Raw genomic sequence first — 25,996 nt, 5'->3', positions numbered from 1 at the left:
TTTGTGGGCTCAAAGTGGGAGATTATCCACTCTCGTTGTTTGGGTGTCCTAGGCACTCATTGGGGACGTACTTAAATGAGTGGCAGTTGGGGACACTCCTTGCCGAATGTGGCGGCTGTCGAATGTGGACGCCGTCCTTGTTATGCCACGGTTACAGCGACCTGGGCGTAGCGGGTGCAGGGGCGCTCGGCGCGCGTCTGGACGGTGAGGGTGAGCACGAAGCGGTCGCCGGGTCGTGCGTCGGCGGGCACGATGAAAGCGGTGCCTACCGTGCATTCTTGCCACATCGACAGATCCTGGACGCCTGCATAGCTCGATGGGTCTACGGCCACATCCCAATGTGCATCGAAGCCCTTGCCGTCGGGGTCGACGATGGTCGCTGTAAGGTTGACGCGCTCGCCGGCTGTGGCGCTGCGGTCGGCCGTGACCTCGATAACATGTGCCGGATGCGAGCAGATGGCCGGATCATGGGCACACCATTGCGCGCGGGCGGCAAAGTCTTCCTGATAGGCACGCAGATAGGGATTGAGATTGTCGTCTGCGGGCGTGCCGATGGAGGCAAAACCGGCGGGCGCGTTCGCATCGGGATGCCCATCAAAAAACATGCGGCCCAGCAGCGTATCGAAGTCGCGGTCGTCGATACCGCGCAGGCCAAACGGAAGCAGCGGAATATAGGTCATGCTGTCGCCTTCGGCCATAAAATCGCCGCGCTCAAACTGCACCGCGGGCATGCCTTCTAGGCCCCAATCCAGACGGGCATGCTTGCCAAACTGAAAGCGCTCGGGCTCGTTTTCGTAGACCTTACCATCGCCATAGAGCATATAGCGTGCCATGAGGGGTCCGTTGTCCTGCGTGAGATTCCGCTCAGGCCAAGGAGCCTTAAATAGCGGCAGCGTATCGGGCTGAGCCATTTTGGCGTCGACATAGCCGCCATACATATAGGGCACACGCCAAAAGATGAGCTCGGGAAAGAGCTCGCGCCCATGGTCGAGCCACGAGTTATCCTGCCCCACACCATCGGCAACGCCCATCACGCGCACTTTCTGATAGACCCGCTGCTGCACAGTGGGCCACTCGGGCGTGGCTCGATAACGCTCGGCAATACTCATGAGGGCGCGAACGATCGTATTCATACCACCCCAGCTGAGCAGCCACAGCGTGCAGGGGTCGTCGTCCATGATGGCATCGGCGATGACGCGCGACCCCTCAGTTTCCTCAGTCACATCACCCTCAAAGGCAACATTTCCCACAAACGTACGCTCGATCATCTGGGCAGGCGTGGGAAACGGCGGTTCACCGGCGGCGTCCGCATTTGCCTGCAGCTGCGGCCAAGCCTGGGTATATTCATTACTCCAGAGACTCTCAATCCAATGCTCGGGAAACGGACGATACTCACGAAGCTCCCCAGCCAGCGGATCGGGTTCATGAGGCACAACAGCCCACTCATAAGAGCGCCGCCCTTTGGTCCGCCAATGCGGATTCACCTCACCGAGCGTATGAACCCCATTCCCGAGAAAGTGATACTGCGAAGCCGTGTACACCACAGCCTGCACATCAAGCAAGTTAAGATACAGAGCCAAATGAACAAGCGAGTTCATATCGTCGACTTCCATATCGGTAGTAACAATCACCCGAGTCAACTTCTGGGACATAGGAACAGCTCCAACCAAAATCATTTCAGCCAGTTACGCGCAAGGCAAGACGGGACCCACGCCCCCATCGCCACCGACCCGGCGGCCCGCTAGAAGCGGCCGGCCAGCGTTTCGAACAACGTTGACTTAGGGGGCTCTGACCTTTAGTTTTGTAAACATTCCGCAGCGCGAGCCCGCTTATCCGATGCTCCGAAGGAGCAGGATAAGCGGGGCTCATGCGCGAGGACGTTTACAAAACTAAAGGTCAGAGCCCCCGATGGGATGGTTACCTCGAAACCCTGGCCGACCACTCCCAGCAGCCCACCGGCTCGCCGTCGATGAGTACGTTGCCCCCGTCGAAGTCTTGATAACACAGGTCGTTGAATTGGTGGATCCACACGCCGTGGTTGAACGTCTTTTTGGCCGAGCCGTCGGCCTCGCGATACACGCCGGTCAGGTCCTCGACATGGCTAAAGTACGTAAGGTGCACGTTGGCGCCGGCATCGCGCAGGCGCGCCGTGAGCGGCAGCACGGTCTGTTGCGGTGACACAAGCTCGTCGCCCTTGGAATGCGTAAACCACAGCGGCGTCTTGGCGAGCGCGGCCACGTCCTCGTCCGTGGCGTTGTACCACGGGGCGCAGCAGGGAAGGCCCGCGGCGAAGAAATCGGGGTAGTCGGCGCACAGGCGCAGGGTCATAAAGCCGCCGTTGGAAAGACCGGCGACCACGATGCGGTCGGTGTCGATGCGGTCGGCATGCTCGGCGACAAACTCGTCGATAAGCGCCTTGAGCACGGAGGAGTAGATGCTCTGGTTGGAGCGACCGAGTTGCTCGACGCCGTTGTCCATCCAAAACGTGGGCGACTGCGGCACGAGCACCCAGGCAAAGCCGCCAAAGTAGCGCTGGATCTGCGCCTGGCTAATGGCCGTCACGCGGTTGCCGATATAGGCGCGCGTGGCGCCTTCGCCCTGCGTGGCGCCCTTGCCCTCGCCGGCGCCGTGCAGATACACCACGAGCGGTGCCTTTTGGGGCACGACCGTCGCCTCGGGCGCAAAGGGGTTGAAGCATGCCGAGTCTTCGGCCTTAAAGCTGGGCTCAAAGAAGCCGTATTCGAGCGCGATGCCGTCGACGGCGGTCTTTTGCGTGGCGTTGCTCCAGCCTTTGAGCGCGGGGCAGATATCGCCACGGCAGGTGTCGAAGACCAGGCCGCAGGTGGGATCGTCGCCGTCGTTGCCGGGAAGAGCTGTGAGCTGCGTGATGCGCAGCTGGTCATCGAGCATGCGCGAGCCCATGACGCCGCCTTCGATCTTTTTGGTCAGGCGCTGCTCGGCGACCTCGAGCGCCACATGGGTGCCCACGGCGAGCTTACGTCCGTTCTCGTCGCACGGATATGCGGCGAGAATGTCGATGTAACCCACGGAGGGCGCGGCATGGTCGGCGCCGCGCTCCTTGCGCATCAGAACCTCGCCCGAGCGTTCGTGACGCTCTACATATATATGGAAGGTGTTCGCGTCGATGTCGTTGGCGCGCACGGTGCAGGGCAGGTCGAGTACGACCTTGCTGATCCAGGGGCCAAAGTCGCCCAAGGTGGTGACGGTTGCGTAGGTACACAATTTGAGTTCCATGAGCTGCCTCCCTTGCGCCGCTAGTGGGAAACAAAAGCGGCAATACAAACTAAACATGTTTAGTGTAATCTAAAATTGAAGAATAACCAGATGAACTCGGTAAACGGCAAAATTGAACACGTCGTGAACTACTAAACATATGTTTACTAGCTTCTAGCAGGGCTTCTGTTGATGAGTTAACAGGTCATAGAGGTATTTATCAAAATAAAAGCCCACGTAAAGAGCCATATATCAATAGACGGTCAAGGAGACCATCTCCCGCCATTTAAATACGCTCACTCCCGATTTCCTACCGTTCACCGGACTGTAGACGGCAAAATTGCCATAAATTCGGCGCTCCGTGTAAACTAAAGCCCGTAAACGTTCAGTAAACACCTTGTTTACAAAAGCGTATCCAAGGGTCCGGCAACCGTAAGGGGTTATAGTCGCCGGGCCAAAGGCGTGCCTGCGAACGAACGACCAGGCACACGAAGATATGGGGAGGGGTCCCATGGCAGTAGATAACAAGCAGATTGCCACCGATGTCCTCGAGCTCGTGGGCGGTGCGGAGAATGTCACCGTCGCCACCAACTGCATGACGCGCCTGCGTCTGACGCTCAAGGATAACAACAAGGTTGACGTGGAGAAGATCAAGAAGGTCAAGGGTGTTCTGGGTTGCCAGTTCGCCGGCAGCCAGCTCCAGGTCATCATCGGCCAGAACGTGCCCAAGGTGCTCGCCGAGTTCGTCGCCATCTCCGGCGTCAAGCAGGGTGAGGCCGTCAACGAGAACCTCGATGCTCCCAAGGAGAAGTTCGAGCTCAAGAACCTGCCGAACATCATCCTCGACTATCTGTCCGGCTCCATGACCCAGCTCATCCCGCTGCTCATGGCCGGCGGTCTGTTCCGCACCATCGCGGCCGTCCTCGGTCCCACCATGCTCGGTGTGCTCTCGGCCGACGACCCGACCTATACGTTCCTCTACACCACGCTCTACGAGGCAACGTTCACCTTTATCCCCATCTACCTGGGCTATGCCGCCGCTAAGAAGCTCGGCGCCAGCCCGGTGCTCGGCATGCTGCTCGGTGGCGCCCTCATGGCTCCTTCCGTGGTGAGCGTCGCCACCCAGGAGGGCGGCGGAATCATCTCCGTCTATGGCATCCAGATCGCCGCTGCCAACTATCAGCAGTCCGTCCTGCCGATCATCCTTTCGGTGCCCGTCCTCTACTTCGTCGAGAAGTTCTTTAAGAAGGTCATGCCCGACGTGCTCTCCACGGTCTTCACGCCGTTCTGCACCATGATCGTTACCATCCCCATCGCCTTTATCGTCCTCGCTCCGATCGGCAACGAGATCGGTACGCTGATCGCCAACGCCCTCTTCGGCCTTGCTGACCTTGGCGGCATCGGCATCCTGATCGTCATGGCCGTCCTCGGCGCCTTCTGGCAGCTCTTCGTGGTCTGCGGCATGCACATGCCCGTCATCCTGCTCGCCCAGGTTCAGATCATCGCTGCCGGTTACGACCCCTTCGTCTTCGTTTCCACCAACTGCGCTATGGCCGCTGTCTGGGGCTGCGCCTTCGGTGCCTTCCTCAAGATGAAGAACCCCGACGAGAAGTCTCTCGCCATCGGCTACGTCATCTCCGCTATCGCCGGCGGCGTCACCGAGCCCGCGCTCTTCGGTATCCTCATGCGCTTCCGTCGCACCATGTTTGGCATGTTCATCGGCGGTGCTATCGGCGCTGTGTTCTCCGGCCTCATGGGTGTTACCTACTACCTCGCAGGCGGTGCCTCCAACTTCCTGGTCTTCACCAACTACCTGCAGGGTGGCCAGATGAACACCGTCTGGGCTATCGTCGGTATGGCTATCTCCTTTGTCATCGCCGCTGCCGTCGTCTTTGTCTCTGGCTTCTCCAAGGAGGAGCTCGCCGAGATGGAGGCCTAAGGCCAAGCCATTCGGTCGCATATGACCTCACCTACACGACAGGGCCCCGTCAGGCGTAAGCCCGGCGGGGCCCTTCTTGCAAGGTAGACTGATGGAGGCGGGTGAGATTCGCCCGCGAGGGTTTGCCAAGCGGCGGGGGCTTTCGCGCGGGGTTACCGCGAAAGCCCCCGGCGGTTCGCAAATCCTTTATCAAACGAAAGGACATGCAGATGAGTTTGGGAAAGCTGACCGTCAACGGTCGCCAGGACGGCTTTTTGTGCGAGGGCAAACCGTTCTTCTGGTTTGCCGATACGTGCTGGAGCGCATTTACGAGCATCGCCGAGGACGACTGGGACTACTACCTGACCCGCCGTGCCGAGCAGGGCATGAACGTGCTGCAGATCAACACGCTGCCGCAGTGGGATCGCTGCTGTCCCGATCTGGGCATTTGGCCCTATGCCAGCGAGGACGGCGTGCACTTTGATTGGTCCTGCCCCAACCAGGCGTATTGGGATCGTGCCGCCGCCATGTGCCGCGTGGCCGTCGAGCACGGCATTCGTCCGGCGCTCGTGCTCATGTGGTGCAACTACGTGCCCGGTACCTGGGGTGCCAAGATCGCCGAGCGTTGCGGCGCCGAGGTTATGCCGCGTGAGGAGGTTCGCGCCCACGTTGCCCGCGTTGTCGAGAACCTGGGCGAGTTCGACCCTGTCTACGTGGTGACGGGTGATACCGATTTTGCCGGCGACGAGGCGATTGCCTATTACGAGGACGCGCTCGACGAGGTCGTCAAGCGTGCGCCCGAGGCGCTGCGCACCATGCATATCAACCGCGGCAATCGCACCATTCCGGCGCAGTATCTGGACCGTCTCGACTTTTACATGTTCCAACCCGGCCACAACTACGAGGGCCAGCCCGAGGCTTGGCGCTTGCCGCAGGACTTTATCGCCAACTATCCCAAAAAGCCGATGGTCAACTCCGAGCCCTGCTACGAGCAGATGGGCGCGTCGCGCAACGTGTACTGGCGTTTTACCGCGCAGGATTGCCGCGCGAGCGTATGGTCGTCGATTCTTGCCGGCGCCAGTGCCGGCGTGACCTACGGCGCGCACGGCGTTTGGAACTGGCAGACGTCGCGCAGCCAGGGTTCGGTCCTGGGCGAGGGCTTTGACATGCCCTTCCGCTGGCAAGAGTGCCTGCAGTTCCCGGGCGTGTGGGACTTTGGCGCGATCGAGCATGTGCTTGCCGGTCTGGGTGCCACAGCTGCCGATGACGCGCTTGCCGTGGTTCCGGCGCAGGAGCTGCTCGATGACGCGCGCGAGGCCATCCGTGTGGCGCGCGTTGGCGATCGCGTCGTCACGTACCTGCCGCGCACCACGGCGCTCAAGTTTAAGCTCGACGGCGCGCGTGGCTGGACGGCGACGGTCCTCGACATGGAGGACAAGCGCATCGCAAAACTGCCCGTCCGCGACAACGGTGACGGCACCGTGCGCGTGGCTCAGCATCCCTTTGAACACGACGCCCTGGTAATCCTTACCCCCGGGCGCTAGGCGGCTCTTCTCCAACAATTACAACCCAGTCCCTTTCATTAGGTTGCGGTGGAATAGTTCCCAAATGGCGGTCTCAAGCTGCCAAACAGGGACCATTTCACCGCAACTTCTTGGTGCCACTCATTTAAGTGCGTCCCCAATGAGTGAAACTACTCATTGGGGACGCACTTAAATGAGTGCTTAAATGAGTGGCAGTTGGGGACACTCCTTGCCGAGCTGCAAGCCGTGCGCGCCCTTTCTGGGCCTTGCGGCTCAAAATCGGTTTACGCTGTGGGCTGTTGGGGTCAAATTAGCGACATTTTGAGGATAGGTTCGATATTAGGACTGGTTCTCTAATAGAATGAGTTTGCAGGCCATTAAGCGACTGCGGGGGGGTATTCATGAAAGGTATGGGAGACACAACGGCGTATTTGCGTTGGGGCATTCGGGAGATTATATGCCTGGCGCTGTTCTATTTTACGTTTTTGGCTGGCGAGTACCTCTTCGACATGCGCGTGGCCGAGTTTGTGCCGCCGAGCGAGGTTGCTACCTACGAGACCCTCATCGTCGGTGCGAGCGTAATCGGCTTTTTTGTGCGTCCTATTCTGTACTATCGCCGCCCCCGCGCGATCGATACGACGAGCGACATCACGGGCGTGCTGCTGGTGTCGGCATTGCTGCTGATGATTATGGCGGTTCGGTTTGAGGTGGTAATTGCCGGCGGTTTGATGGCGTGTTGCACGCTGGGCTACTGCGGATCGACCGCTCATGCCAACTTTGCGCGGCGCTTTGCGCGGACGCCGTACTTGGCGCGCGCGGCGGCGCTTTCATATGCTCTGGGCGTCCTGCTTCAGGTGTTCAGCCACATGGTGATACCCGCGGGGATTCCGCAGCAGTTTGTTTTTGTTGCCTGTGCGGTCACGCAGGTGGCGCTCCTCCGCAGCGTCCGCCGTGCCAAGCTGCGCGGCGAATCTGAGTTTGGGCCTGAACCCGATATCGCCGAGCTTTCGGTGGATGCATCGGAGTTTGGCGCCAAATGGCAAAACGATCCCGAGTCAACGGCGGCTTTTCGGCGCGCCGTGGTGCGTCTGACGATTGCAACCGCCTGCCTTACCGGGTTGTTTGTCGCCCTCAATGCGGGGCTCACGATCTCGCACGCCGCCGGGTCCGTTGACTTGGGCGATTGGTCTCGCTTGCTGATGGGCGTGAGCGCTCTGCTCGCCGGCGCCCTATTTGACCTGCGCGGGCGCTCGTGTATGAACATCATCATGACCTGCGTCGCCATGTTGTCCACGCTCTCATTCGCTGTGCTTATCACCGATGCCAACGGCGCCAACATACTTGCCGCCACCGTCATCTTCTATCTGGGTGCGGGCTTCTTCGTGGTGTTTTTCACGGCGAAGTTTGCCGCTATTTCGGTTTATGCGCACTGGTCGTACCTGTGGCCGTGCATGGGCCGTGTCATCAATAACGTTTGCGCGATGCTCGTGACGGCACCGGCGGTGGCGATTGTCTCGAGCCAGAACGTGCTGTTGGCAGTGGGCGTGGGGCTTGTACTGCTTGTGGGCATTGCGATCTCGCTGCTGGGACAGTCTGGGCATCAGACCTATGACGTTGAAGTGCGCGGCGACCTGGCGTTTGCTGCTAGCGACCTTGGCACGGATCCCGTATCCGCTCAGAGCGAGCCCGCCCCCGCAGAGGTGCCGGAGTCCACACTCGACGAGCGTCTCGATACCTTCGCCGTCGCCTTTGAGCTTACGCAGCGCGAGCGCGATATTCTGGAGGCCTTGGTCGCATCGCATGAGAGTGTTCAAGACATCGCCGCAACGCTCTTCCTTTCGCGCTCCACGCTCTACCGTCATATCGCCTCGATCAACAAAAAGACCGGTGCCGCCTCGCGTGTGGCCCTCATCAACTTTTTCTGGTCCTGGACACCCAAGGACTAGCCAACCACCACAAAGGGGACAGGCACCTTTGTGGTGGTTTTGCCGGTTGACGACTCGGCAAAGCGCGCCTGCATCGACGCTTTGCCTGCGCTAAACTGGAAAGCACGTACGCGATTACGAGAGGAGCCCACATGGAGGCTTACAAGCAAGAGTTCATCAAGTTCATGGTTGAGTCCGACGTTCTTAAGTTCGGCAGCTTTACGCTCAAGAGCGGCCGTCAGTCCCCGTTCTTTATGAACGCCGGCGCTTACGTGACGGGCTACCAGCTCAAGAAGCTGGGCGAGTATTACGCCCAGGCAATCCACGATAACTTTGGCGACGACTTTGACGTGCTGTTTGGACCGGCCTACAAGGGTATTCCGCTGGCCGTCGTGACCGCAATTGCCTACCACGAGCTGTACGGCAAGGAGGTCAAGTACTGCTGCGATCGCAAGGAGGCCAAGGACCACGGCGCCGACAAGGGCAACCTGCTGGGCTACGAGCCCCAGGACGGCGACCGCGTGGTCATGGTCGAGGACGTCACCACCAGCGGTAAGTCCATCGACGAGACCTATCCCAAGGTCAAGGCTGCTGCCGATGTCGAGATCAAGGGCCTCATCGTGTCCCTCAACCGCATGGAGGTCGGCAAGGGTGGCGTGACCACCGCGCAGAAGGAGATCGAGGCCAAGTACGGTTTCCCCGTCGCGAGCATCGTCTCCATGGCCGAGGTCGTCGAGACCCTCTACAACCACGAGATCGACGGCAAGGTCGTCATCGATGACGAGCTCAAGGCCGCTATCGACGCCTACTACGAGCAGTACGGAGTCAAGTAGGTTCCGCCGTTCTGCCGAACGGCGGACCGGCCGACGCTGCGCGGGCCGCATTTGGACAATCTGACGTTCAACTTCAAGGGCGCGACCAGAAGGTCAGCGCCCTTTCGTTTCACGTCACCTTGTCTCAAATGCGGCCCGCTCGCTGTCCGTCCTCTGCCTGCGGCGTTATCTTGCTCCGGATGTGGCGCCTGGGGGCGTTCTTAAATGACTACTCAGGATGAGCGTCCAAAAATCCGCGCTCGTTCGATTGGTGCATGTCTACGCAGCGTAGGTTGTCGAGCCTGGCCTTCAAATGGATACTGACTGTCGAACCGGTTCACCCCATTTCTTCAATTTGATTGGACAGCCCATGAACCAGACACGGCAAACCAATGCCTCCCATACTTTTTTGGCAGCGCATGCCATCAAGCAGCTGCGCGAAGAGCGCGGCCTCACCCAGCGCGCCCTGGCGGAAAGCCTTGGCGTGACCGATAAAGCCGTCAGCAAGTGGGAATCCGGCCGCGGCCTTCCCGACATTTCCCTCGTTGAGCCTTTGGCCCAGAGACTCGGCATAAGCGTGGCTGAGCTTTTGGCTGGTGACATTCGGGCCAACGCCAACCGTGCAGGCAATATGCTCAAAGGCGTCTTTTACGTTTGCCCTATCTGCGGAAACGTTGTGCACGCGCTCGGAGAAGGCAGCTTTAGCTGCTGTGGCTCCACGATGTTTCCCCAGGAGGCCGAAGAGCCGGACGCGGACCACGCCTTTTCCATCGAGCGCATCGAGGACGATTGGTACGTCACGCTCGATCATCCCATGACCAAGGATCACTACATTAGCTTTGTAGCATATGCGACTATGGACGGCATCTGCTTTAAGAAGCTCTATCCAGAGCAATCGGTGCAGCCGCGCTTCCATATTACCGGGCGCGGCAGGATATATCTTTACTGCAACCAACACGGACTCTTTACGTCGCTGACGCCTCGCAAATAACGGCTGTCTATCCGCCCTCCTCATGCGTTCCCAGGGGACCCAAAATGAGCGTGGATAATCTCCCGGTTTTGGCCTGTGTGCGGGCTCAAAGTGGGAGATTATCCACGCTCGTTATCTGAGTGTCCAAAAATCCACGCTCGTCGCTATTTGAGCCCGGGCAGGCGGGTGTAGGGAAACGAGCGCTCTAAGAACTCGGAGCAGCGGGCGTAATCTTTGGCAAAGTAACTGCTGTAGAGCGAATCGAGCACGTATTGCACGGCGATGTGGCTGGCGAACTGCGTGATGCGGTGCGTCATGCTCTCATGATCGCTCACCGTGAGATAGGCGGCAAAGCCGGGGTGAATGCGGGCGCAGTACGGTGTGCCGATGACGATGACCGGGACATGTCGACTGCTGAGGATTGGCAAGATCTCCCTGAGGTTGGGGGCAAGGCCGCTGTAGGAGATAACAATCGCCACATGGTCGGTGCCCGAGGCGAGCGCCGTGCGCACCTGCGCCTCGACGCTGTCGTGGCACGTTGCGCTTTTGCCGGACGAGAGCAGGCGGTCGCGGAACATTCCCGCTGGATACAGGTTATGCGAGCCCGTGTAGATGTCCACGGTGCCGGCGCGCATGACGAGCTTGGCGGCCTGGTCGAGCTGCGTAGGGTCGAGCAGCTCCTGCGTTTCGGCCAAGGTGGTCTGGTAGAGCCCCTCCATGCGCTCCATCACCTGCGCAGGGGTGGAGGTGGCATCGAAGGGAAAGTTGATGTCCACGTCGCGCCGGTTGCCCGCCTCGGTCGCCTGACGGATGAGCTCGACCTTGAGGTCTTTGAATCCCTCGAGGCCGAGCTTTTTGCAAAAGCGGTGAACGCTCGCGACCGAAACGTTGGCGCGCGCGGCAAATTCCTTAATGGAAAGCCCGCGCACATCCTCGCCCATGGCGAGCGCCGTTTGCCCAAGTTGTTGCTCGGTGGGGGTGAGGCTTTTGCCCTGCGTGATCTTTCGCCTGATATCCATATGGCTCCTATGCGTTTGCGTCGCGATAAACCAATCATAGCGATAAATAAAACGTTCGGCTTGGCTGGGAGTTTTGGTCCGCCGGTCTATGAACGACGGACCGCTCGACGCTGCGCGGGCTCAACATAGGGCGCTGTCCTTGTTGGGCCGTTTGCGCCCGGGGCGTTACCCGAGCACGCGTACGGGGCCCAAGAGGCCGCTGGGCTCGGAGGGCTCGGTCATGCCGAACACGTCGGGGACGGCGTGGTCGAGGGTGTTGATGATGTCGATCGTAAGCGCGTGCCCGCCGGCCAAAAGCGCGCCGGCCTCAAAGCGGTAAGGCGGACAGATGCGCGTGCTGAGGGATTTGCCGTCGAGGGTGACGGTTGCGGTCTCAAAGACCTCGCCAAGGTCGATGACGGTGCGGGTGGCCGTTTCGCCCAGGACAAAGGAAGCCTGGTAGCGGAATGTGCCGGCCTTGCCGGGGAACTCGGCCGAGGAAAGGTCGTGCAGGTCTGCAAGCTCAACAGGTTCGCCGAAGGCATCGGTGCCAGGGGCAGAGAAGGCAACCGCCCAGGGCCCGTCGACGCATGCGGCTTCGTCTTCGGCGGTTGCCACGGCAACGGAACCTGCGGCCCCAAGGACCACGATGCAGCTCTCGTAGGGAGCCAGCTCGAGCGTGCCGTCAAAGGCGGCGGGCTCGGTGCCGTTGAGCAGATCGAGGCGCGCGCCTGCAATGGGCGTGCCGTCGGCAAGCGCAACCTGAGTGGAGATGCCCTGCTTGGGATGCTCGTTGACGAGCATCAGATAGGTCTCGCCCACCCGCTCGTAGCGCAGTGCGCGCAGCCAGGGCTGGGGCTCGGCACAAACCACGGCCTGCATGCCGGCGTCGGCGAGCGTGTCTGCGAGCTCGGTGGTCGCCAGGAGTTTGATGCCGGCGAGCGCGGTTGCATCCACGGAGGCAAAGCCCTCGCGGCCTGCAATGTCACCGTCGTAGCGTTTGCTCGGCAACTCATCCAGCGCGTACACGGCAACACCTGCGGCTGCGGCACGCGCGGCAAAGTCGAGCACGGCTCTGCCGACAAACTCGGCTCCGGGCATCACCAGGCAGCGGTACGCCTGGCCGTTCACGCTAAAGCCGCTACCGTCTGCGGCAATTTCAACGGCATAGCGCCCTGCATCCTCAAATGCCTCTGCCGGCACGATGTCAAAGTCGATCTGCGCGCGCATAAGCTCGGAGGCGGCATGCTGCATAAAGCTCGCCTCGCCTGCCCACTCGGCGTCCGCATGGTAGAGAAGCGCAACCGGGGTCGTTGCGCGTCCGCCGCTCAGCAGGCTCGCCGTACGGTTCATATAGCTCATGAGCTGCCCAAAGTGTACAAACTGGGGGTTTTGGCCATGCGCATAGAAATGCGGCGGGCAGTCCCAGTCGGGGAAGGCGGCCATGCTAAAGGCGTGCGGCACAAACCAATTGACGCCGCGCGCCAAAAAATGATCGGCAATCCACTTCATCTCGCGCAGGCCTTCGTGCCATCCAAATGCACCAAAGACCTCGGCCATGCAGCGCCCCTGCTTTTTGGGGTCGAGGTGCGCCGCCGAGGAGCCTAGCTTGGGCAGCACGTAGTTATAGAACTCGAGGTCCCAAACGCCGCGTCCGTAGCTGTGAAGGCCGCGGTCCATGCCGGGCACCAGCTGGTTGATCACGATGTCGACGCCCGCCATGTCCTGACCGCCCACGGCGCGGAAGTAGTGCCCGGCGCCCACGCCAAGGCGCGCGTGGCAGTCCTTATCCTCGATAACGTGGCCGATGTATTGCACGCCGTGCGCGCGGCACCAGTCGCCGAGCTGGTCGCAGAAGCACTCCTTATAGAGGGCGCTTGCGATGTCCATGTACATGTGACGCACGTGCGCGCCGGCCGGCTCGCGGTCCCACAGGTGCGGGAGCTCGGCCAGGTAGCGCTCGTCCAGCGCCGTGCGCAGGCGACGCTCAAGCTCGGCCGACCAGGGCAGGGGCGCGGCGGCCTTGCCGATGAGCGTATCCGAGATGCCGTCGGGGCCCGTGGTGCCCTTCTCGTTGGCAAATCCGGGCTCATCGGAGAAAAAGCCCAGGATCGTCTTGCCAAACTCATCGCCCAGATGTTCAAAATGCGGTTCGTAGACAGCATCGATGAGCTGCGCCACCGAGGCGCGGTCGACCATGTTGATGTAGTCCTCGTTGTAGGAGGTCTTGCCGCTCGTGAACATCACGCATGCCTGCGTGAGGCCCGCGGGTGCATCGAAGACCAGTCGGCTGGGGTTGCCGCCCGCATCGTCGATTACTCGGTAATCGATGTCGACGGGGCTGCCGTCCTGCATAAATGTCACGCCGTAGAAGCGCTCCGTTTTGTCGAACATGTTGGCGAGCGCGATGCTCGCGGCGGACGTGGGGCCCACGATGTCGAACGTGCGGTGCGTGAGCACGATCTTGCGGAGCTCGGGCACGGCCTCCTTGACGGCGCCGTTGGCAAAGCCCGTGGGGAAGTGCGCGTCGTCCAAGATCCAGAGCTTAAGGCCCAGCTGCTTGCACTCGTCAATGACAAAGCGCAAGTCGCGCCACCAGCCCTCGCCGCAAAAATCGGGGTGTGGGCGGCTTTCGAGACAGACCTCGTGGATGTCGGCGCCGGCGATCTTCTCCAGATACTCGGCAATGGTCTTATGGCTCTCGCCCTTCATCCACAAAAACGGAAGCACGTGGTTGTCGTATGTGCCCTCGAGCACCTGCTGATAGTACGCGGTCATGGATCCTCCTTGGCTCGATCGATCTGCTGCATAGCACAGATTATGGACGCGTCGGCGCGTTCTGCTAATATCTGAATCACGACGAACTATGACCAAATCAACGATTGGCAAGCCATGGAGATCGACGAGCTCGAGCGTAGGCTCAGCGAACTGAGCGCCAGTGAGATCGCTTATAAAGACGGCATGGCATTTGATTGGTCGATTATGACCGAGCATGTCGAAATCGACGGATGCCCAGTGCGCAAGATTGGGCAGCCAGGGTTTGCCTATGCCCAGCCCGGCATGCCGCGTGGCCTGACGATAAGGAAAAACTCGCGCTTTAATGCAGTTCCCGAGCACGTGCATGATTACGTGGAGCTGAGCTATGTGTATCGCGGACGCTGCCCGCAGACGGTGGCGGGGGAGAGGCTCGAGCTGGGCCGCAACGAGGTGCTTTTGCTCGACGCCCTCTGCCCGCATGCCGTGGCGGCGCTTGGTGAGGACGACATCATGCTGAGCATGACCGTTTCACGCTCTTTTTTGCGCCGGAGTCTCGAGTCGAGCCTCTCGCGCGAGAGCGCGGTCTCGCGGTTTTTGTTCAACGCGCTCAACAGCGAGACGGACCATCGGGGCCATGTCCGTTTTTACTGCGGCGAGAGCCGTCGGATTCGGCGCTACATGCAGGAGATGCTCTGCGAGCTGTACGACCCGAGCCCCAACGGTCCCGAGATCGTTTTGCGTCTGTTTCAGCTGTTTTTGGCCGAGCTCATGGATTGCTACGAGCGCGAGCTGGTGCGCGGCGCGGCGGACGGCGCGGCGGGGCCCACTGCCCTGGTGACGGGAATGCTTGGCTATATCGATCGCGAATTCGCTGCATGCTCCCTCGAGGGGATGGCGGCGGAGTTTGGCTTGAGCCCTAATTATGCGACGGCGCTCCTCAAGCGACATGTGGGCAAGACCTTTAGGCAGCTTGTGCAGGAGCGACGCCTGGTGCGTGCGGCCGAGCTTCTGCGCGGTGGCGCCACGGCCGGGGCGGCTGCGCATGCGGTGGGCTATGAAAACATGAGCTTCTTCTACCGTAAGTTTCGCGACAAGTATGGCTGCACCCCCGCGGCATACCGCCGGTAAGCGCGGGGCGGATCGTCTTCGCTCCTTCGGTGTCAAAAAGTTTCAGCTGCAGCGCTGTTGCAGCGCGCGTCTGCGAAAAGAAGTGTCCAAATCGGCGCCTTCGCCCTGGCCTGGAGCGACTCGGCGGCATACTCGTTTCATCAGCAACACGCATGAGCGAGGAGGCACTTATGGGATTCCCCGAGGGTTTCTATTGGGGCGGCGCCACGGCCGCCAATCAGTTTGAGGGCGCTTGGAACGTTGACGGCCGCGGTCCGTCGGTCGACGACCACTTCTTGGGTGGCAGCTACAAGGAGCCGCGCCAGATTACGATCGACATCGACCCCGACCGCTTCTACCCCAACCATGACGGCATAGATTTCTACCATCACTACGAGAAGGACATCGCGCTGTTCGCCGAGATGGGCTTTACCATGTTCCGCATGTCCATCTCTTGGAGCCGCATCTTCCCCAGCGGTGACGACGCCGAGCCCAACGAGGCCGGCCTCGCCTTCTACGACCGCGTCTTCGACTGCCTGCGCGCTCACAATATCGAGCCACTCGTGACCCTGTCGCACTACGAGATGCCCTATCACCTGGTCGAGAAATACAACGGCTGGGCGAGCCGCGAGCTCATCGGCTTCTTTGAGAAGTACTGCCAGACCGTCTTCGACCGCTATCAGGACAAGGTCAAGTTCTGGCTCACCTTCAACGAGATCAACTGCGGCACTCAGGACATGGGCAACCTCTTTGAGACCAGCATGATTCAGGGCTTTGAGGGCCCGGCTTCGGCGGTCCATACTACGCCGCAGGCTCGTATGCAGGCGCTGCATCACCAGTTTGTCGCCAGCGGCCGCGTCGTGCGCTATGCCCACGAGCACTATCCGCAGTTTAAGATGGGCAACATGGACTGCTTCATCCTCTCCTATGCCGCCACGTGCGATCCGGCCGACGTGTTCGCCACGCAGCAGGAGATGAATACCATGAACTGGTACTGCTCCGACGTGCAGGTGCGCGGCAAGTATCCGTTCTATGCCAAGCGCTTCTGGGCCGAGAACGATGTCGAGCTTGTGATGGAGGACGGTGACCTGCAGGATATCGCCGACGGCAAGGTCGATTTCTACACCTTTAGCTACTACATGTCCGGCACCGTGGGCACCCACAAGGATCACGAGATGACCGAGGGCAACATGACCTTTGGCGGCAAGAATCCCTATCTGGAGTCCACCGACTGGGGCTGGCAGATCGATCCGCTGGGTCTGCGCATCGCCCTCAACGAGATTTACGCCCGCTACGAGATTCCGCTGATGGTGGTCGAGAATGGCATGGGCGCCTACGATGAGGTCGAGGAGGACGGTTCCATCCACGACCCGTACCGCATCGCCTACTTGCAGAGCCACATCAAGGCCATGGGCGAGGCCATTGCCGACGGCGTCGACCTGATCGCCTACACCTGGTGGGGCCCCATCGACCTGGTGTCCGCCGGCACCGGCGAGATGCGCAAGCGCTATGGCTTCATCCACGTCGATAAGTACGACGACGGCACCGGTACCTACGAGCGCCGCCGCAAGGACAGCTTCTACGCCTACCAGAAGATCATCAAGTCCAACGGTGCCGAGGGCCTGGATTAATCGACAATATGAGTGCCACCGGGGAAAAGCGTTGGGATGGGCTCGCGATTCGAGTCCCCACCTTAGCATTTGAACCATTTGGCACTATAATCACCATAGGCATGCGCACAACGTTGCGCTTAATCAAGAGGAGAAAACGTATGGGTCTGTTTGACATGTTCAAGAAGAAGGCTGAGCCCGCGACTGCCGCTGCTCCGTCCTCCATCTCTGCTTCTGCCGGCGCCGACGTGCTGTGCTCGCCCGTCAAGGGCAAGGTCATCAAGATGGCCGACGTGCCCGATCCCGTCTTTGGCGGCGAGGTCCTGGGCAAGGGCTGCGCCGTGTGGCCCGAGGACGATCTGGTCTACGCTCCCTGCGACGGCAAGGTGACCGTCACCATGGGCCACGCCGTGGGTCTGCAGTCCGATAGCGGCATCGAGGTTCTGGTGCATGTTGGCGTCGATACCGTCAACATGAACGGCGATGGCTTCGAGGGCTTCGTCAAGGCCGACGACGTCGTAAAGGCTGGCCAGCCCATGCTCAAGATCGACCGCGCCAAGATCGCCGCTGCCGGTTACAAGGACTGCGTCGTGGTGGCCGTGTCCAACACCGCCGAGTTTGCCGATGTCGAACTCGCCGTCGAGGCCGACTCCGCTGTCGCCGCCGGTGACGCCATCGTTAAGGTCGTCCGCAAGTAAACTGCGGCATCCAAAGGATGTGCAAGGGTGGTCGGGTTTTCCGGCCACCTTTTTTTATTGCATCGCGGGGAAGCGTTTTATTGCACGTTGGGCGGGCTTGCAAACCGTTCGGACGCTAAAACGAACCGACCGCGCCTTCGCGTTGCCGAGGATGTTCATAAGTGGATAGTATGGGCTTACTTATTACAACGTGCGCCGCGTCTGGGAAGCGCGGTGCCGCTCATTGGGAGGAACAACATGAAAAAGAAGCTGCTGCTTGCGCCCCTCATGGCCGTCTTGGTTGCATGCGTGGTCGTGCTTTCCGGCTGTGGAGGTCCTTCGGTTGAGGAGCTCATCACCGAGGATCTTACGACGCAGTTTGACGAGGTCAAGAACGGTGGCGACGACTTCCTCTCTGGTCTGGAGGAGGCTTCGGGCGACGAGTTCGAGCAGCTGGGTATCGATCCCAAGGAGTACGCCAAGACCTATCTCGAGGGCTTTGACTACAAGATCGGCGACGTGACGGTCGACGAGGACAAGGGTGTCGCGACCGCCGAGGTCTCCATCACCTGCAAGTCCATGAACAAGATCGTCGAGGACTTCTCCACCCAGTATCAGGAGAAGGTCGCCGCGCTTGATACGGTTCCTTCCGATGACGAGCTGTACAAGATGGCAGGTCAGGTTATGGTCGATGTGACCAAGGCAACCGAGCCCAGGAAGACCACGGTTATCTTCAAGTACACCTGCAACGACGACGGCGAGTGGTCTGCCGATGACTCCGTCAACTCCGAGATGATGGATGCAATGCTGAGCTAGTTTGTTGCGGCGTTTTACCAAACGCCGCAACTGCTCGACGCTGCGCGGGCACCAGAGCGACAACTTGTCATTCAAAGAGGACGGCATGACCAGAAGGTCTATGCCGTCCTCTTTTCATGCCAATTTGTTCGCTCTGGTGCCCGCTCGCTGTCCGTCCTCTACCTGCGGCGTTGCCATGGTAGTCATTGGGGCGGCACTTGGGGACGTTCCTTTTCTGCCGGCAGTTGGGGACACTCCTTGCGTCAGCGTTGCATCGAATGCTCGGGAAAATACGAGCCGGTATTTGGCCGAATAGCGGGTCGCGGTTTCCGGATGGGTTGGGTTGCGGAAAGTGCAACCCGGAATATTGCTCTGAAACGGGATGCCGATTCCCCGACAAGGCTCAACCGGAAAGCGCATCCCATTCTGAGGCGGCAAAACGGGATGCGCTTTCCGCGCGACAGAATCTATGCAGCCGTGTTGAGCGACAGCCCCGCTACTCGCCCAGAATCAGCGCCGCGAGCTCATCCTGGGTGTCCACCACGTAGTCGGCGCCGGCGGCTTCCAGCTCTGCGCGGCCACGGAAGCCCCAGGCGACGCCGGCGCTCTTGAGGCCGGCGTTGTGACCGGTCAGGATATCGACATTGGAATCGCCCACATAGAGCGTGGTTGCCGGGTCGGCGCCTAGCTCTTCCATCACATGCAGCGTAACAGGCGCCTCGGGCTTGGGAGGAAACGCATCGACGCGGCCCTGCACCAGCGCAAAGCGCTCGGAACCAAAGTATTTTTCGATAAGCGGAGCGGCCGAAACATGGTCCTTGTTGGTGAGCACGGCAAGCTGCACGCCCGCGGTGCGCAGGCGGTCGAGCATCTCGATCGTACCGGCGTACGGTGCGGTGTGGTCCTCCTTGTGCTCGCCGTAGTAAGCCCTAAACTCGGCAAGCGTCTGCTCAAACATACGGCCGTCGCCCGCATACTCGGCAGGCATAAAGCGCTCGACCAGCTTGAGCATGCCGTTTCCCACCTTGTAGCGGTACTCGTCTACGGCAAACGTGGGCCAGCCGTGCGTCTCGCAGGTATGGTTGCCGGCGGCCGCCAGGTCCTCGAGCGTGTTGAGGATGGTGCCATCCAGATCAAAGATCACATGGGAAAAAGCTGCTGCCATGGGTGCTCCTGCCGCTTGAGTTGTAAAACGCACCCCATGATACTTGGCATGCGTGCCGGGCATGTTTGGAATCTGAATATCTTTAATAGCCCTGAGCCTTTGTCGTTAGCAAATCCTCGGCAGCTGCTCTCCTACGAGCATGTCGAGGATGCGGGTCGAGCCCCAGCCGGTGCGCACGCGCACGGCGGGGCGGGCGTCCTCGGCAAGCGGCAGCACGCGACCGATAATAGCGGCATTCTCGCCGTAGCGCGCGGCGCGCATGGCTGCCAGCGCGGCATCGGCCTGCTCGGCCGGCACCACGGCAACCATCTTGCCCTCGTTTGCTACCTGCAGCACGTCATAGCCGAGCATCTCGCAGGCTGCCTGCACGTCGGGGCGCACAGGCACGGCATCCTCGTCGACCTCCATGGCAACGCCGCTGGCCTGGGCAAACTCATTGAGCGTGGACGCCAGGCCGCCGCGCGTGGGGTCGCGGAAGCAGCGTGTTTCGGGTGCTGCGGCAAGCACATCGGCAATCAGGTGGTTGAGCGGCGCGGCATCGCTTTCGATGGTGCTCGAAAACGCCAAGCCCTCGCGTTGGCTCATGATGGCGATACCGTGGTCGCCCAGCGTACCCGATACCAGAATGACATCGCCGGGCTGGCAGTTGGCGCCGCTGAGCGCTACGCCCACGGGCACTTCGCCCACGCCGGCGGTATTGATGTAGACGCCGTCGGCCCCGCCGCGCTCGACCACTTTGGTGTCGCCGGTGATGATCGCCACGCCCGCCTCGTGCGCCGTCTCGGCCATCGTTTGCACAATCTGGCGGAGCTTATCCATGGGATAGCCCTCTTCGAGGATAAAGCCGCACGATAGGTAGCGCACGTTGGCACCCGAGGTCGCGACGTCGTTGACGGTTCCGCACACGGCGAGGCGGCCGATATTGCCACCGGGGAAGAACTGCGGCGAGACAACAAAGCTATCGGTCGACATGGCGATGCGCTCGCTCGTGGGCAGCGCGGCGACGCCGGCATCGTTGCCCGCAAGCAGCTCGGGCGACCCAAAGGCATCCAGAAAGACCTCATCGATAATGCGCTTCATCATCTGGCCGCCGGAGCCGTGGCCCAACAGGACAGTGCTATCGGTGATGCTATGGGACATATCGAAAACTCCAATCGTGGATGGTGCCAGTGTGCGGGTGCGTCCGGGCTAGTTACGGTAGCGGTAGTACGCCGCACAGCTGCCCTCGGAACTCACCATGCAGGGGCCGACGGGATGCTCGGGTGTACAAGCTTGGCCGAACAGAGGGCAGTCGCTCGGCGTAATGGCCCCGCGCAGCACGTCGCCGCAGCGGCACCCACGCGGCTCGACCGTCGTCTCAACGGGCACATCAAAGCGAGTGCGGGCATCAAAGCGCGAGAACTCGGGGCGGATGGAAAGGCCCGAGTTGGCAATCGGCCCCAGCCCGCGCCACGTGGTGCCGCATGGCTCAAACACCTGCTCGACCAGCTGGCGCGCCACGGGGTTGCCGTCTGCGTTGACGCCACGGCGGTAGGCGTTGTCGATCGCCGGCCTGTTCTCGACAACCATCTGGACCAGCATGCAGATGCCCTGCAGGATATCGACCGGTTCAAATCCCGTGACCACACCCGGGGTATTGAACTCGTCGACCAAAAAGCTAAAGGGCGCCAGGCCCGTGATGGTGGCGACGTGGCCCGGCAGGATAAAGCCGTCGATAGTGGTCTCGGGATCGTTGGCGATGGCGCGTAGCGCCGGCGGTGTGGTCTTATGGGCACAGTAGACCGAGACGTTCTGCAGCCCGCGCGCGTCTGCCTCCAGGATGGCGGCGGCGATGGTGGGCGTCGTGGTCTCAAAGCCGACGCCCATAAAGATGACCGGGCGATCGGGGTTGTGTTCGGCGATATCGAGTGCATCGAGCGGGGAGTACACAATGCGAATATCGCGCCCCGCCGCCTTTTGCGCGGCGAGCGAGGTGGACGATCCGGGCACGCGCATCATGTCGCCAAAGGTGGTGATGATGGCGCCGTCCATCTTGGCGAGCGCGATTGCATGGTCGATATCGCGGTTGGCGGTAACGCAGACGGGGCAACCCGGACCGCTCAGCAGTTTGAGCCCGGCAGGCATAATGGAGCGAAAGCCATAGCGCCCGATGCTCACGGTATGCGTGCCGCAGACTTCCATAAGGTTGATGCTGCGGTTGCCGACAAGCTCATGAATGCGCCCGATGAGCTCGCGAGCCAGCTTAGGATCGCGGAATGCCGAGAAGTCGATACCGGAGCGAGCCGGCTGTTCGGGCGTCACTAGTAAGTCTCCGCCGGGTTGGTGGCGAGCTGGTCCTCTTCGGCTAGCTCGGCCATGGTATTGACGAGCTCGAGTGTCTCTTGGGCCTCCTGCTCGTCGACAATCTGAATGCCAAAGCCGGCGTGCACGAGAATATAGTCGCCTACCTGTGCCGTCGGCACGAGGCGCAGCGAAACGGGGCGCTCGATGCCCATCATGTCGACGGTCGCCTTAAGGTCGTCGTCGCGTTTGACCACTTTACCGGGAACGGCAAGGCACATAATGTTCCCCTTTTATACGTTTTGCGCTGGATAGGCGCCTAATTACCCATCAGTTGATGGTAGCGCTCGCGGGAGTCACGAGCAAACGCGTTACACCTGTGAGACGGCGGCGCGCAGGCTGGCAAAACAGCCTATCGCGATGCTGTCTGCGCGAGGCGAGCGCGAGCGATGGCGGCCTGACCGTAGGCGATGCAGCCGTCGTTGACGGGCACGGCGTGGGGGACCAAGACGGCAAGACCGGCGTCTTTGAGTTCGTGGGTAAGAAGCTGAAGCAAAAGCCGGTTCATGAACACACCGCCCGAGAGCGCGACGGTATCGAGGCCTTCGCGCGCGCAGATTTCGCGTGCGATTCGTGCCGAAGAGCGTGCGATGGCGATGTGAAACTCGAGGGCGAGCCTATCGGCCGGCGCGCCTGCCTCGATTCCATTCAGAAGAGCTTCGATGAGTGGTTGGGGGTCCAAGATGGGGGAGTCATCGGCAGACGTGAATACGCCTGTATGATTGCCGCCGAGACGAACGGTCTTACCGCCGAGCGCGCGCCAGGCGGCGGCTTCAAGCTCGACGGCGGGTTCGCCCTCGTAGGTTGCCTGGCCGCAAATGCCCAGGATCGCGGCTGAGGCATCAAAGAGACGCCCCATGCTGCTGGTACGCGGGCTGTTGATGCCGCGCTCGATCATGGTGGCTGTCACGCTGCGCGTTTGCTCGTCGAGGCCGTCCAAAAGCCGAGCGGCGCCTGGGTGTTCGAGCAGGCCGAGTTCGCTGAGCAGGGCAAAGGCGTTGCGTCGAGCGTCGCGTACGGACGCTACGCCACCGGGTAGGGCCCAAGTGCGCAGATGCGCTGCGCGCTCAAAGTCAGCAAGGCCAGCGACAAGAAACTCGCCGCCCCAAATGGTCCCATCGGTACCGGCGCCGGTGCCGTCAAAGGTGATGCCAAGGACGCGCGCGTCGGTTGTAAGCTGGCCCGCGGCGATAGCCTCGGCCATTACGCTCGCGATATGCGCATGATGGTGCTGCACCTCGACGAGCGGCAGATTGCATTTTCGCGCCTGCTCGCGCGCCCACTGGCTCGATAGATAGCTGGGATGTACATCGCAGGCTAAGGCGGCGGGCGCCAAGTCAAAGAGATCTTCCAAGCGCGTGCGCGCGGCGTTCCAGGCATCGAAGGTCCCGCCGTTTTCAACATCGCCGATATGCTGCGACACAAAACAGGTTGCCTCGCCGTTCGCCCCTTCACGCGTGAGCGCAATCGTGGCCTTTTGTTGTGGCCCACAGGCGAGCACGCAGGACGGAGTGCCGTCGAGCGCCGGCAACGGCAGCGGCTGGGGTGCATATCCGCGAGCGCGGCGCACGGGCATAACGGCGCCGTCGACCACGCGCACTACAGAGTCGTCGTAGCGCGAGAGGATCGCGCGGTCGTTGCCGAGCAACGCATCGGCGATGCCGGCGGCAACGAGGTGTTCCCAGGCAAGGTCGTCGTCGGTCTCGATGGGCTCTTCGCTCAGGTTTCCGCTGGTCATGACGAGCGCGTGCATACCGCAGACTTCTGCCGCGGCAAGCAACAGATGCTGAAGCGGGGTGTAGGGGAGCATAACACCGAGCTCGGGAAGGTCGTGCGCGACGGACGGTGCGAGCGCGAGGGCGTCGGGGGAACCGCCGCTCTCGCAAACGGCACGTCGGCGCAGCAGCACAATGGGGCGAATGCTGCCGGCCAGCAAGCCACGCTCAACGTCGTTGACATGGCACAGGCGTTCAACGTCGGCAAGGTCGCGTACCATAACGGCAAGCGGCTTGTTGCTGCGGCGTTTGCGGCGGCGAAGCTCGGCTACCGCCTGCTCGTTGGAGGCGTCGCATGCCAAGTGAAATCCGCCCAGTCCCTTGATAGCGACGATACCGCCACAGGCCAGCAGCTCAACACAGCGGTCGATAATGGCGTCGCTGGTCTCGCGCGTGGTGCCGACGGCCAGCGGCGCGGCGGCTTCGCCAGGCTCATCGCCCACGCTCGCTTCGCGCCACATGATATGCGGCCCGCAATTAAAGCAGGCATCGGGCTGCGCGTGAAAGCGACGGTCGAGCGGATTGGCATACTCCGCGGCACACTCAGGGCACATGGGAAAACGGTCCATCGAGGTAGCCGCTCGGTCATAAGGCAGCGATCGGATGATGGTAAAGCGTGGGCCGCAGTTAGTGCAGTTGATAAAGGGGTAATGATAGCGTCGGTCGGCGGGATCGAACAGCTCGCGCAGGCAATCGTCGCAGGTGGCGATATCGGGCGAGACGAGCGTCGTGTGCGCGGTCTGGTCCTGCGATGCTACGATGCGAAAACCCTCTTCATTGGCGGCATCCCAACCGTTGGCTGCCAGGTCCACAACCTCGACATGCTCTACGCGGGCTGCCGCAGGCGCATGCTCAGAAAGCGCGGCGACAAAAGCATCGAGCGCACCGGCCAGAGCATGCGCTTCGATATGCACGCCGTCGCCCGCATTGAGCACCCAGCCGCAAATGCCATGCGCCATGGCCTCGCGATACACAAACGGTCGCATGCCAACACCCTGCACAATGCCCGTCACATGAATATGCACATGCCGCATGCGACACCCCTCATCAAAACCGACCAAATAGGGACAGGTGCGCTACAGCCCCAGGCTCTGCTTGGTGGCGGCGCACGTGAGCTCGCCGTGCTTAACGCCGCGCAGGCCCAGCAGGCGGTCGGCTAGTTCGTAGACGCGCTCGCCGCGACCCTTGAGCGCCAGAATCTCCAAGCAGTTGTGGTGATCCAGATGCACGTGCATGGTCGATACGATTTCGTCGGTGTAGTCGTGCTGCACTTCGTCCAGACGGCGCGTCAGGTCGCCGGTATGGTGGTCGTAGATCATGGTGAGCGACCCGATAACATGCTCATCGGGCGTGCGCATCTGCTCCTTGGCGATCGAGGCGCGAATCAGGTCGCGCACGGCCTCGGAGCGGTTGGCCACGTCGCCGCGGCGCGCGATCTGTTCGTCAAAACGGCGCAGCAGGTCGTCCGGTGCGGTAACCGAAAAGCGGACCAGCTCGGAGCCGGAACCACTACAGTGGCAGCCCGCGTCACCGTCCGCCCCGTGCGGATGCTCGTGCTCGTACCCGCAGCCGTGCTCGTGTTCGGCCACGTTACACCAGCTTCACGGAGCCGGCGGAGTTGTGGTCGGCCTCGATGGCCTCTTCGTAGCCCTCGAGTGCGTCGTGGGCCTCGTGCAGCGCGGCCATGGCTGCCTCGAGCTTGGCGCTGATGCGCTCCATGTCAAAATTCTCGGTCGCATGCAGCAGCTGATGGCTCCACTCGTGAGCGAGCTCGATGGTGTCGTCGACCTGCTTGACGCTCATGGCAAGCTGGCTCATGTTCATTCCAACATCATGCATGGGAAATCTCCAAGTGTAGGCGGTAATCCAGTGGTTCAGATTTTACTACGCCCACTCTGTGCGCAGCTGCATAAGAAAACGGGTGCGAGTCCGTCTGACCCGCACCCGTTCACTGGGGGCTGTTTGTAACTACCATACTATCCGTGGTCGCACGCGCCGCACCCGGCAGTCCGGCGAGCGGTGCAAAACCGCTCATGGACGGCGGGTAAGTAACAAGCGTATTACAGATGCTTCTCCAGCAGTGCCTGCAGCCTCGCCTTGGGCAGAGCGCCAACCGAGCGGTCAATCTCCTCGCCGTTCTTAAACACAATCAGCGTGGGGATGCTCATGACGCCATACTTCATGGCCAGGTCCTGGTTGTCGTCGACGTTGCATTTGGCAACGGCAAGCTTGCCCGCCAGCTCATCGGCAACCTCGTCAACGATGGGCGAGAGGGATCGACAGGGCCCGCACCACGGTGCCCAAAAATCGACCAGCACGGGCAGGCTGTCGTTAACGATAGAATCGAAGTTCTCGGGGGTAATCTGATTAATGTCAGCCATGGTGACCTC

General features: G+C 61.1%; 21 protein-coding genes. 9 read left to right on the top strand and 12 right to left on the bottom strand.

Going from position 1 to position 25,996, the window contains the following annotated elements:
• Positions 1-140: 140 nt before the first annotated feature.
• Together I2H81_RS05270 and I2H81_RS05265 are read right to left on the bottom strand one after the other, a co-directional pair.
• On the bottom strand, positions 141-1,652 hold the full coding sequence (locus I2H81_RS05270; protein WP_195644824.1) for a nucleoside hydrolase-like domain-containing protein: 1,512 nt from the start codon (positions 1,650-1,652) through the stop codon (positions 141-143).
• Positions 1,653-1,917: 265 nt separating this feature from the next.
• Positions 1,918-3,255, bottom strand: coding sequence for a prolyl oligopeptidase family serine peptidase (locus I2H81_RS05265; RefSeq protein ID WP_195644823.1), 1,338 nt, complete (start codon positions 3,253-3,255; stop codon positions 1,918-1,920).
• A gap of 490 nt (positions 3,256-3,745) precedes the next feature.
• On the opposite strand from I2H81_RS05265, the gene I2H81_RS05260 reads away from it, so the two are divergent.
• The 5 genes from I2H81_RS05260 (at position 3,746) to I2H81_RS05240 (ending at position 10,403) form a co-directional block, all read left to right on the top strand.
• A complete protein-coding gene (locus I2H81_RS05260; RefSeq protein WP_195644822.1) occupies positions 3,746-5,173 on the top strand; it encodes a PTS transporter subunit EIIC in 1,428 nt (475 codons plus the stop codon).
• Positions 5,174-5,382: 209 nt separating this feature from the next.
• Positions 5,383-6,696, top strand: coding sequence for an apiosidase-like domain-containing protein (locus I2H81_RS05255; protein ID WP_195644821.1), 1,314 nt, complete (start codon positions 5,383-5,385; stop codon positions 6,694-6,696).
• A 380-nt stretch (positions 6,697-7,076) separates the two neighbouring features.
• Positions 7,077-8,621, top strand: coding sequence for a helix-turn-helix transcriptional regulator (locus I2H81_RS05250; RefSeq protein ID WP_195644820.1), 1,545 nt, complete (start codon positions 7,077-7,079; stop codon positions 8,619-8,621).
• 131 nt (positions 8,622-8,752) lie between these two features.
• Positions 8,753-9,433 (top strand): orotate phosphoribosyltransferase, encoded by a 681-nt coding sequence (gene pyrE, locus I2H81_RS05245; protein ID WP_195644819.1) that lies wholly within the window; start codon positions 8,753-8,755, stop codon positions 9,431-9,433.
• 349 nt (positions 9,434-9,782) lie between these two features.
• Complete coding sequence (locus I2H81_RS05240; protein WP_055250846.1) at positions 9,783-10,403, top strand: helix-turn-helix domain-containing protein; 621 nt, start codon at positions 9,783-9,785, stop codon at positions 10,401-10,403.
• A 143-nt stretch (positions 10,404-10,546) separates the two neighbouring features.
• On the opposite strand, the gene I2H81_RS05235 is transcribed toward I2H81_RS05240, so the two are convergent.
• Entirely contained in the window at positions 10,547-11,401 is an 855-nt protein-coding gene (locus I2H81_RS05235; protein ID WP_195644818.1) for a MurR/RpiR family transcriptional regulator, read from the bottom strand.
• Between the two features lie 165 nt (positions 11,402-11,566).
• Positions 11,567-14,158, bottom strand: coding sequence for a glycoside hydrolase family 2 (locus I2H81_RS05230; protein WP_195644817.1), 2,592 nt, complete (start codon positions 14,156-14,158; stop codon positions 11,567-11,569).
• A gap of 114 nt (positions 14,159-14,272) precedes the next feature.
• On the opposite strand from I2H81_RS05230, the gene I2H81_RS05225 reads away from it, so the two are divergent.
• The 4 genes from I2H81_RS05225 to I2H81_RS05210 all read left to right on the top strand — a co-directional run bounded on the left by I2H81_RS05225 (position 14,273) and on the right by I2H81_RS05210 (position 18,347).
• The gene (locus I2H81_RS05225) at positions 14,273-15,265 is read left to right on the top strand and encodes an AraC family transcriptional regulator (protein ID WP_195644816.1); all 993 of its coding nucleotides are present in this window, start codon (positions 14,273-14,275) and stop codon (positions 15,263-15,265) included.
• Between the two features lie 170 nt (positions 15,266-15,435).
• Entirely contained in the window at positions 15,436-16,875 is a 1,440-nt protein-coding gene (locus I2H81_RS05220) for a glycoside hydrolase family 1 protein (RefSeq protein WP_195644815.1), read from the top strand.
• Positions 16,876-17,015: 140 nt separating this feature from the next.
• On the top strand, positions 17,016-17,552 hold the full coding sequence (locus I2H81_RS05215; protein ID WP_117806548.1) for a PTS sugar transporter subunit IIA: 537 nt from the start codon (positions 17,016-17,018) through the stop codon (positions 17,550-17,552).
• A 237-nt stretch (positions 17,553-17,789) separates the two neighbouring features.
• Entirely contained in the window at positions 17,790-18,347 is a 558-nt protein-coding gene (locus I2H81_RS05210; protein ID WP_035136614.1) for a hypothetical protein, read from the top strand.
• Between the two features lie 475 nt (positions 18,348-18,822).
• Here I2H81_RS05210 and I2H81_RS05205 read toward each other — a convergent pair whose 3' ends face one another.
• From I2H81_RS05205 to trxA, 8 genes are all read right to left on the bottom strand, one after another.
• Positions 18,823-19,491 carry an HAD family hydrolase gene (locus tag I2H81_RS05205; protein ID WP_195644814.1) on the bottom strand — a complete coding sequence of 223 codons (669 nt, stop codon included), beginning with the start codon at positions 19,489-19,491 and terminating at the stop codon, positions 18,823-18,825.
• Positions 19,492-19,596: 105 nt separating this feature from the next.
• Complete coding sequence (hypE, locus tag I2H81_RS05200) at positions 19,597-20,631, bottom strand: hydrogenase expression/formation protein HypE (protein WP_195644813.1); 1,035 nt, start codon at positions 20,629-20,631, stop codon at positions 19,597-19,599.
• A 48-nt stretch (positions 20,632-20,679) separates the two neighbouring features.
• Positions 20,680-21,792: a hydrogenase formation protein HypD gene (gene hypD, locus I2H81_RS05195; protein WP_271817479.1), complete on the bottom strand. Its 1,113-nt coding sequence runs from the start codon at positions 21,790-21,792 to the stop codon at positions 20,680-20,682.
• Entirely contained in the window at positions 21,792-22,052 is a 261-nt protein-coding gene (locus tag I2H81_RS05190; RefSeq protein WP_195644812.1) for a HypC/HybG/HupF family hydrogenase formation chaperone, read from the bottom strand. The genes hypD and I2H81_RS05190 overlap by 1 nt, the downstream gene beginning before the upstream one ends.
• 131 nt (positions 22,053-22,183) lie before the next feature.
• Positions 22,184-24,640: a carbamoyltransferase HypF gene (gene hypF, locus I2H81_RS05185; protein WP_195644811.1), complete on the bottom strand. Its 2,457-nt coding sequence runs from the start codon at positions 24,638-24,640 to the stop codon at positions 22,184-22,186.
• 42 nt (positions 24,641-24,682) lie between these two features.
• Positions 24,683-25,195: a nickel-responsive transcriptional regulator NikR gene (gene nikR, locus I2H81_RS05180; RefSeq protein WP_118205863.1), complete on the bottom strand. Its 513-nt coding sequence runs from the start codon at positions 25,193-25,195 to the stop codon at positions 24,683-24,685.
• Position 25,196: 1 nt separating this feature from the next.
• The gene (locus I2H81_RS05175) at positions 25,197-25,445 is read right to left on the bottom strand and encodes a hypothetical protein (protein ID WP_195644810.1); all 249 of its coding nucleotides are present in this window, start codon (positions 25,443-25,445) and stop codon (positions 25,197-25,199) included.
• 221 nt (positions 25,446-25,666) lie between these two features.
• Positions 25,667-25,987 (bottom strand): thioredoxin, encoded by a 321-nt coding sequence (gene trxA, locus I2H81_RS05170; protein WP_022093990.1) that lies wholly within the window; start codon positions 25,985-25,987, stop codon positions 25,667-25,669.
• Positions 25,988-25,996 lie beyond the last annotated feature (9 nt).

The sequence above is a fragment of the Collinsella aerofaciens genome, assembly GCF_015561195.1.
In the GTDB taxonomy this organism is placed as follows: Bacteria; Actinomycetota; Coriobacteriia; order Coriobacteriales; family Coriobacteriaceae; genus Collinsella; species Collinsella aerofaciens_AC.
This window is presented reverse-complemented; position numbering and strand designations above follow the sequence as displayed.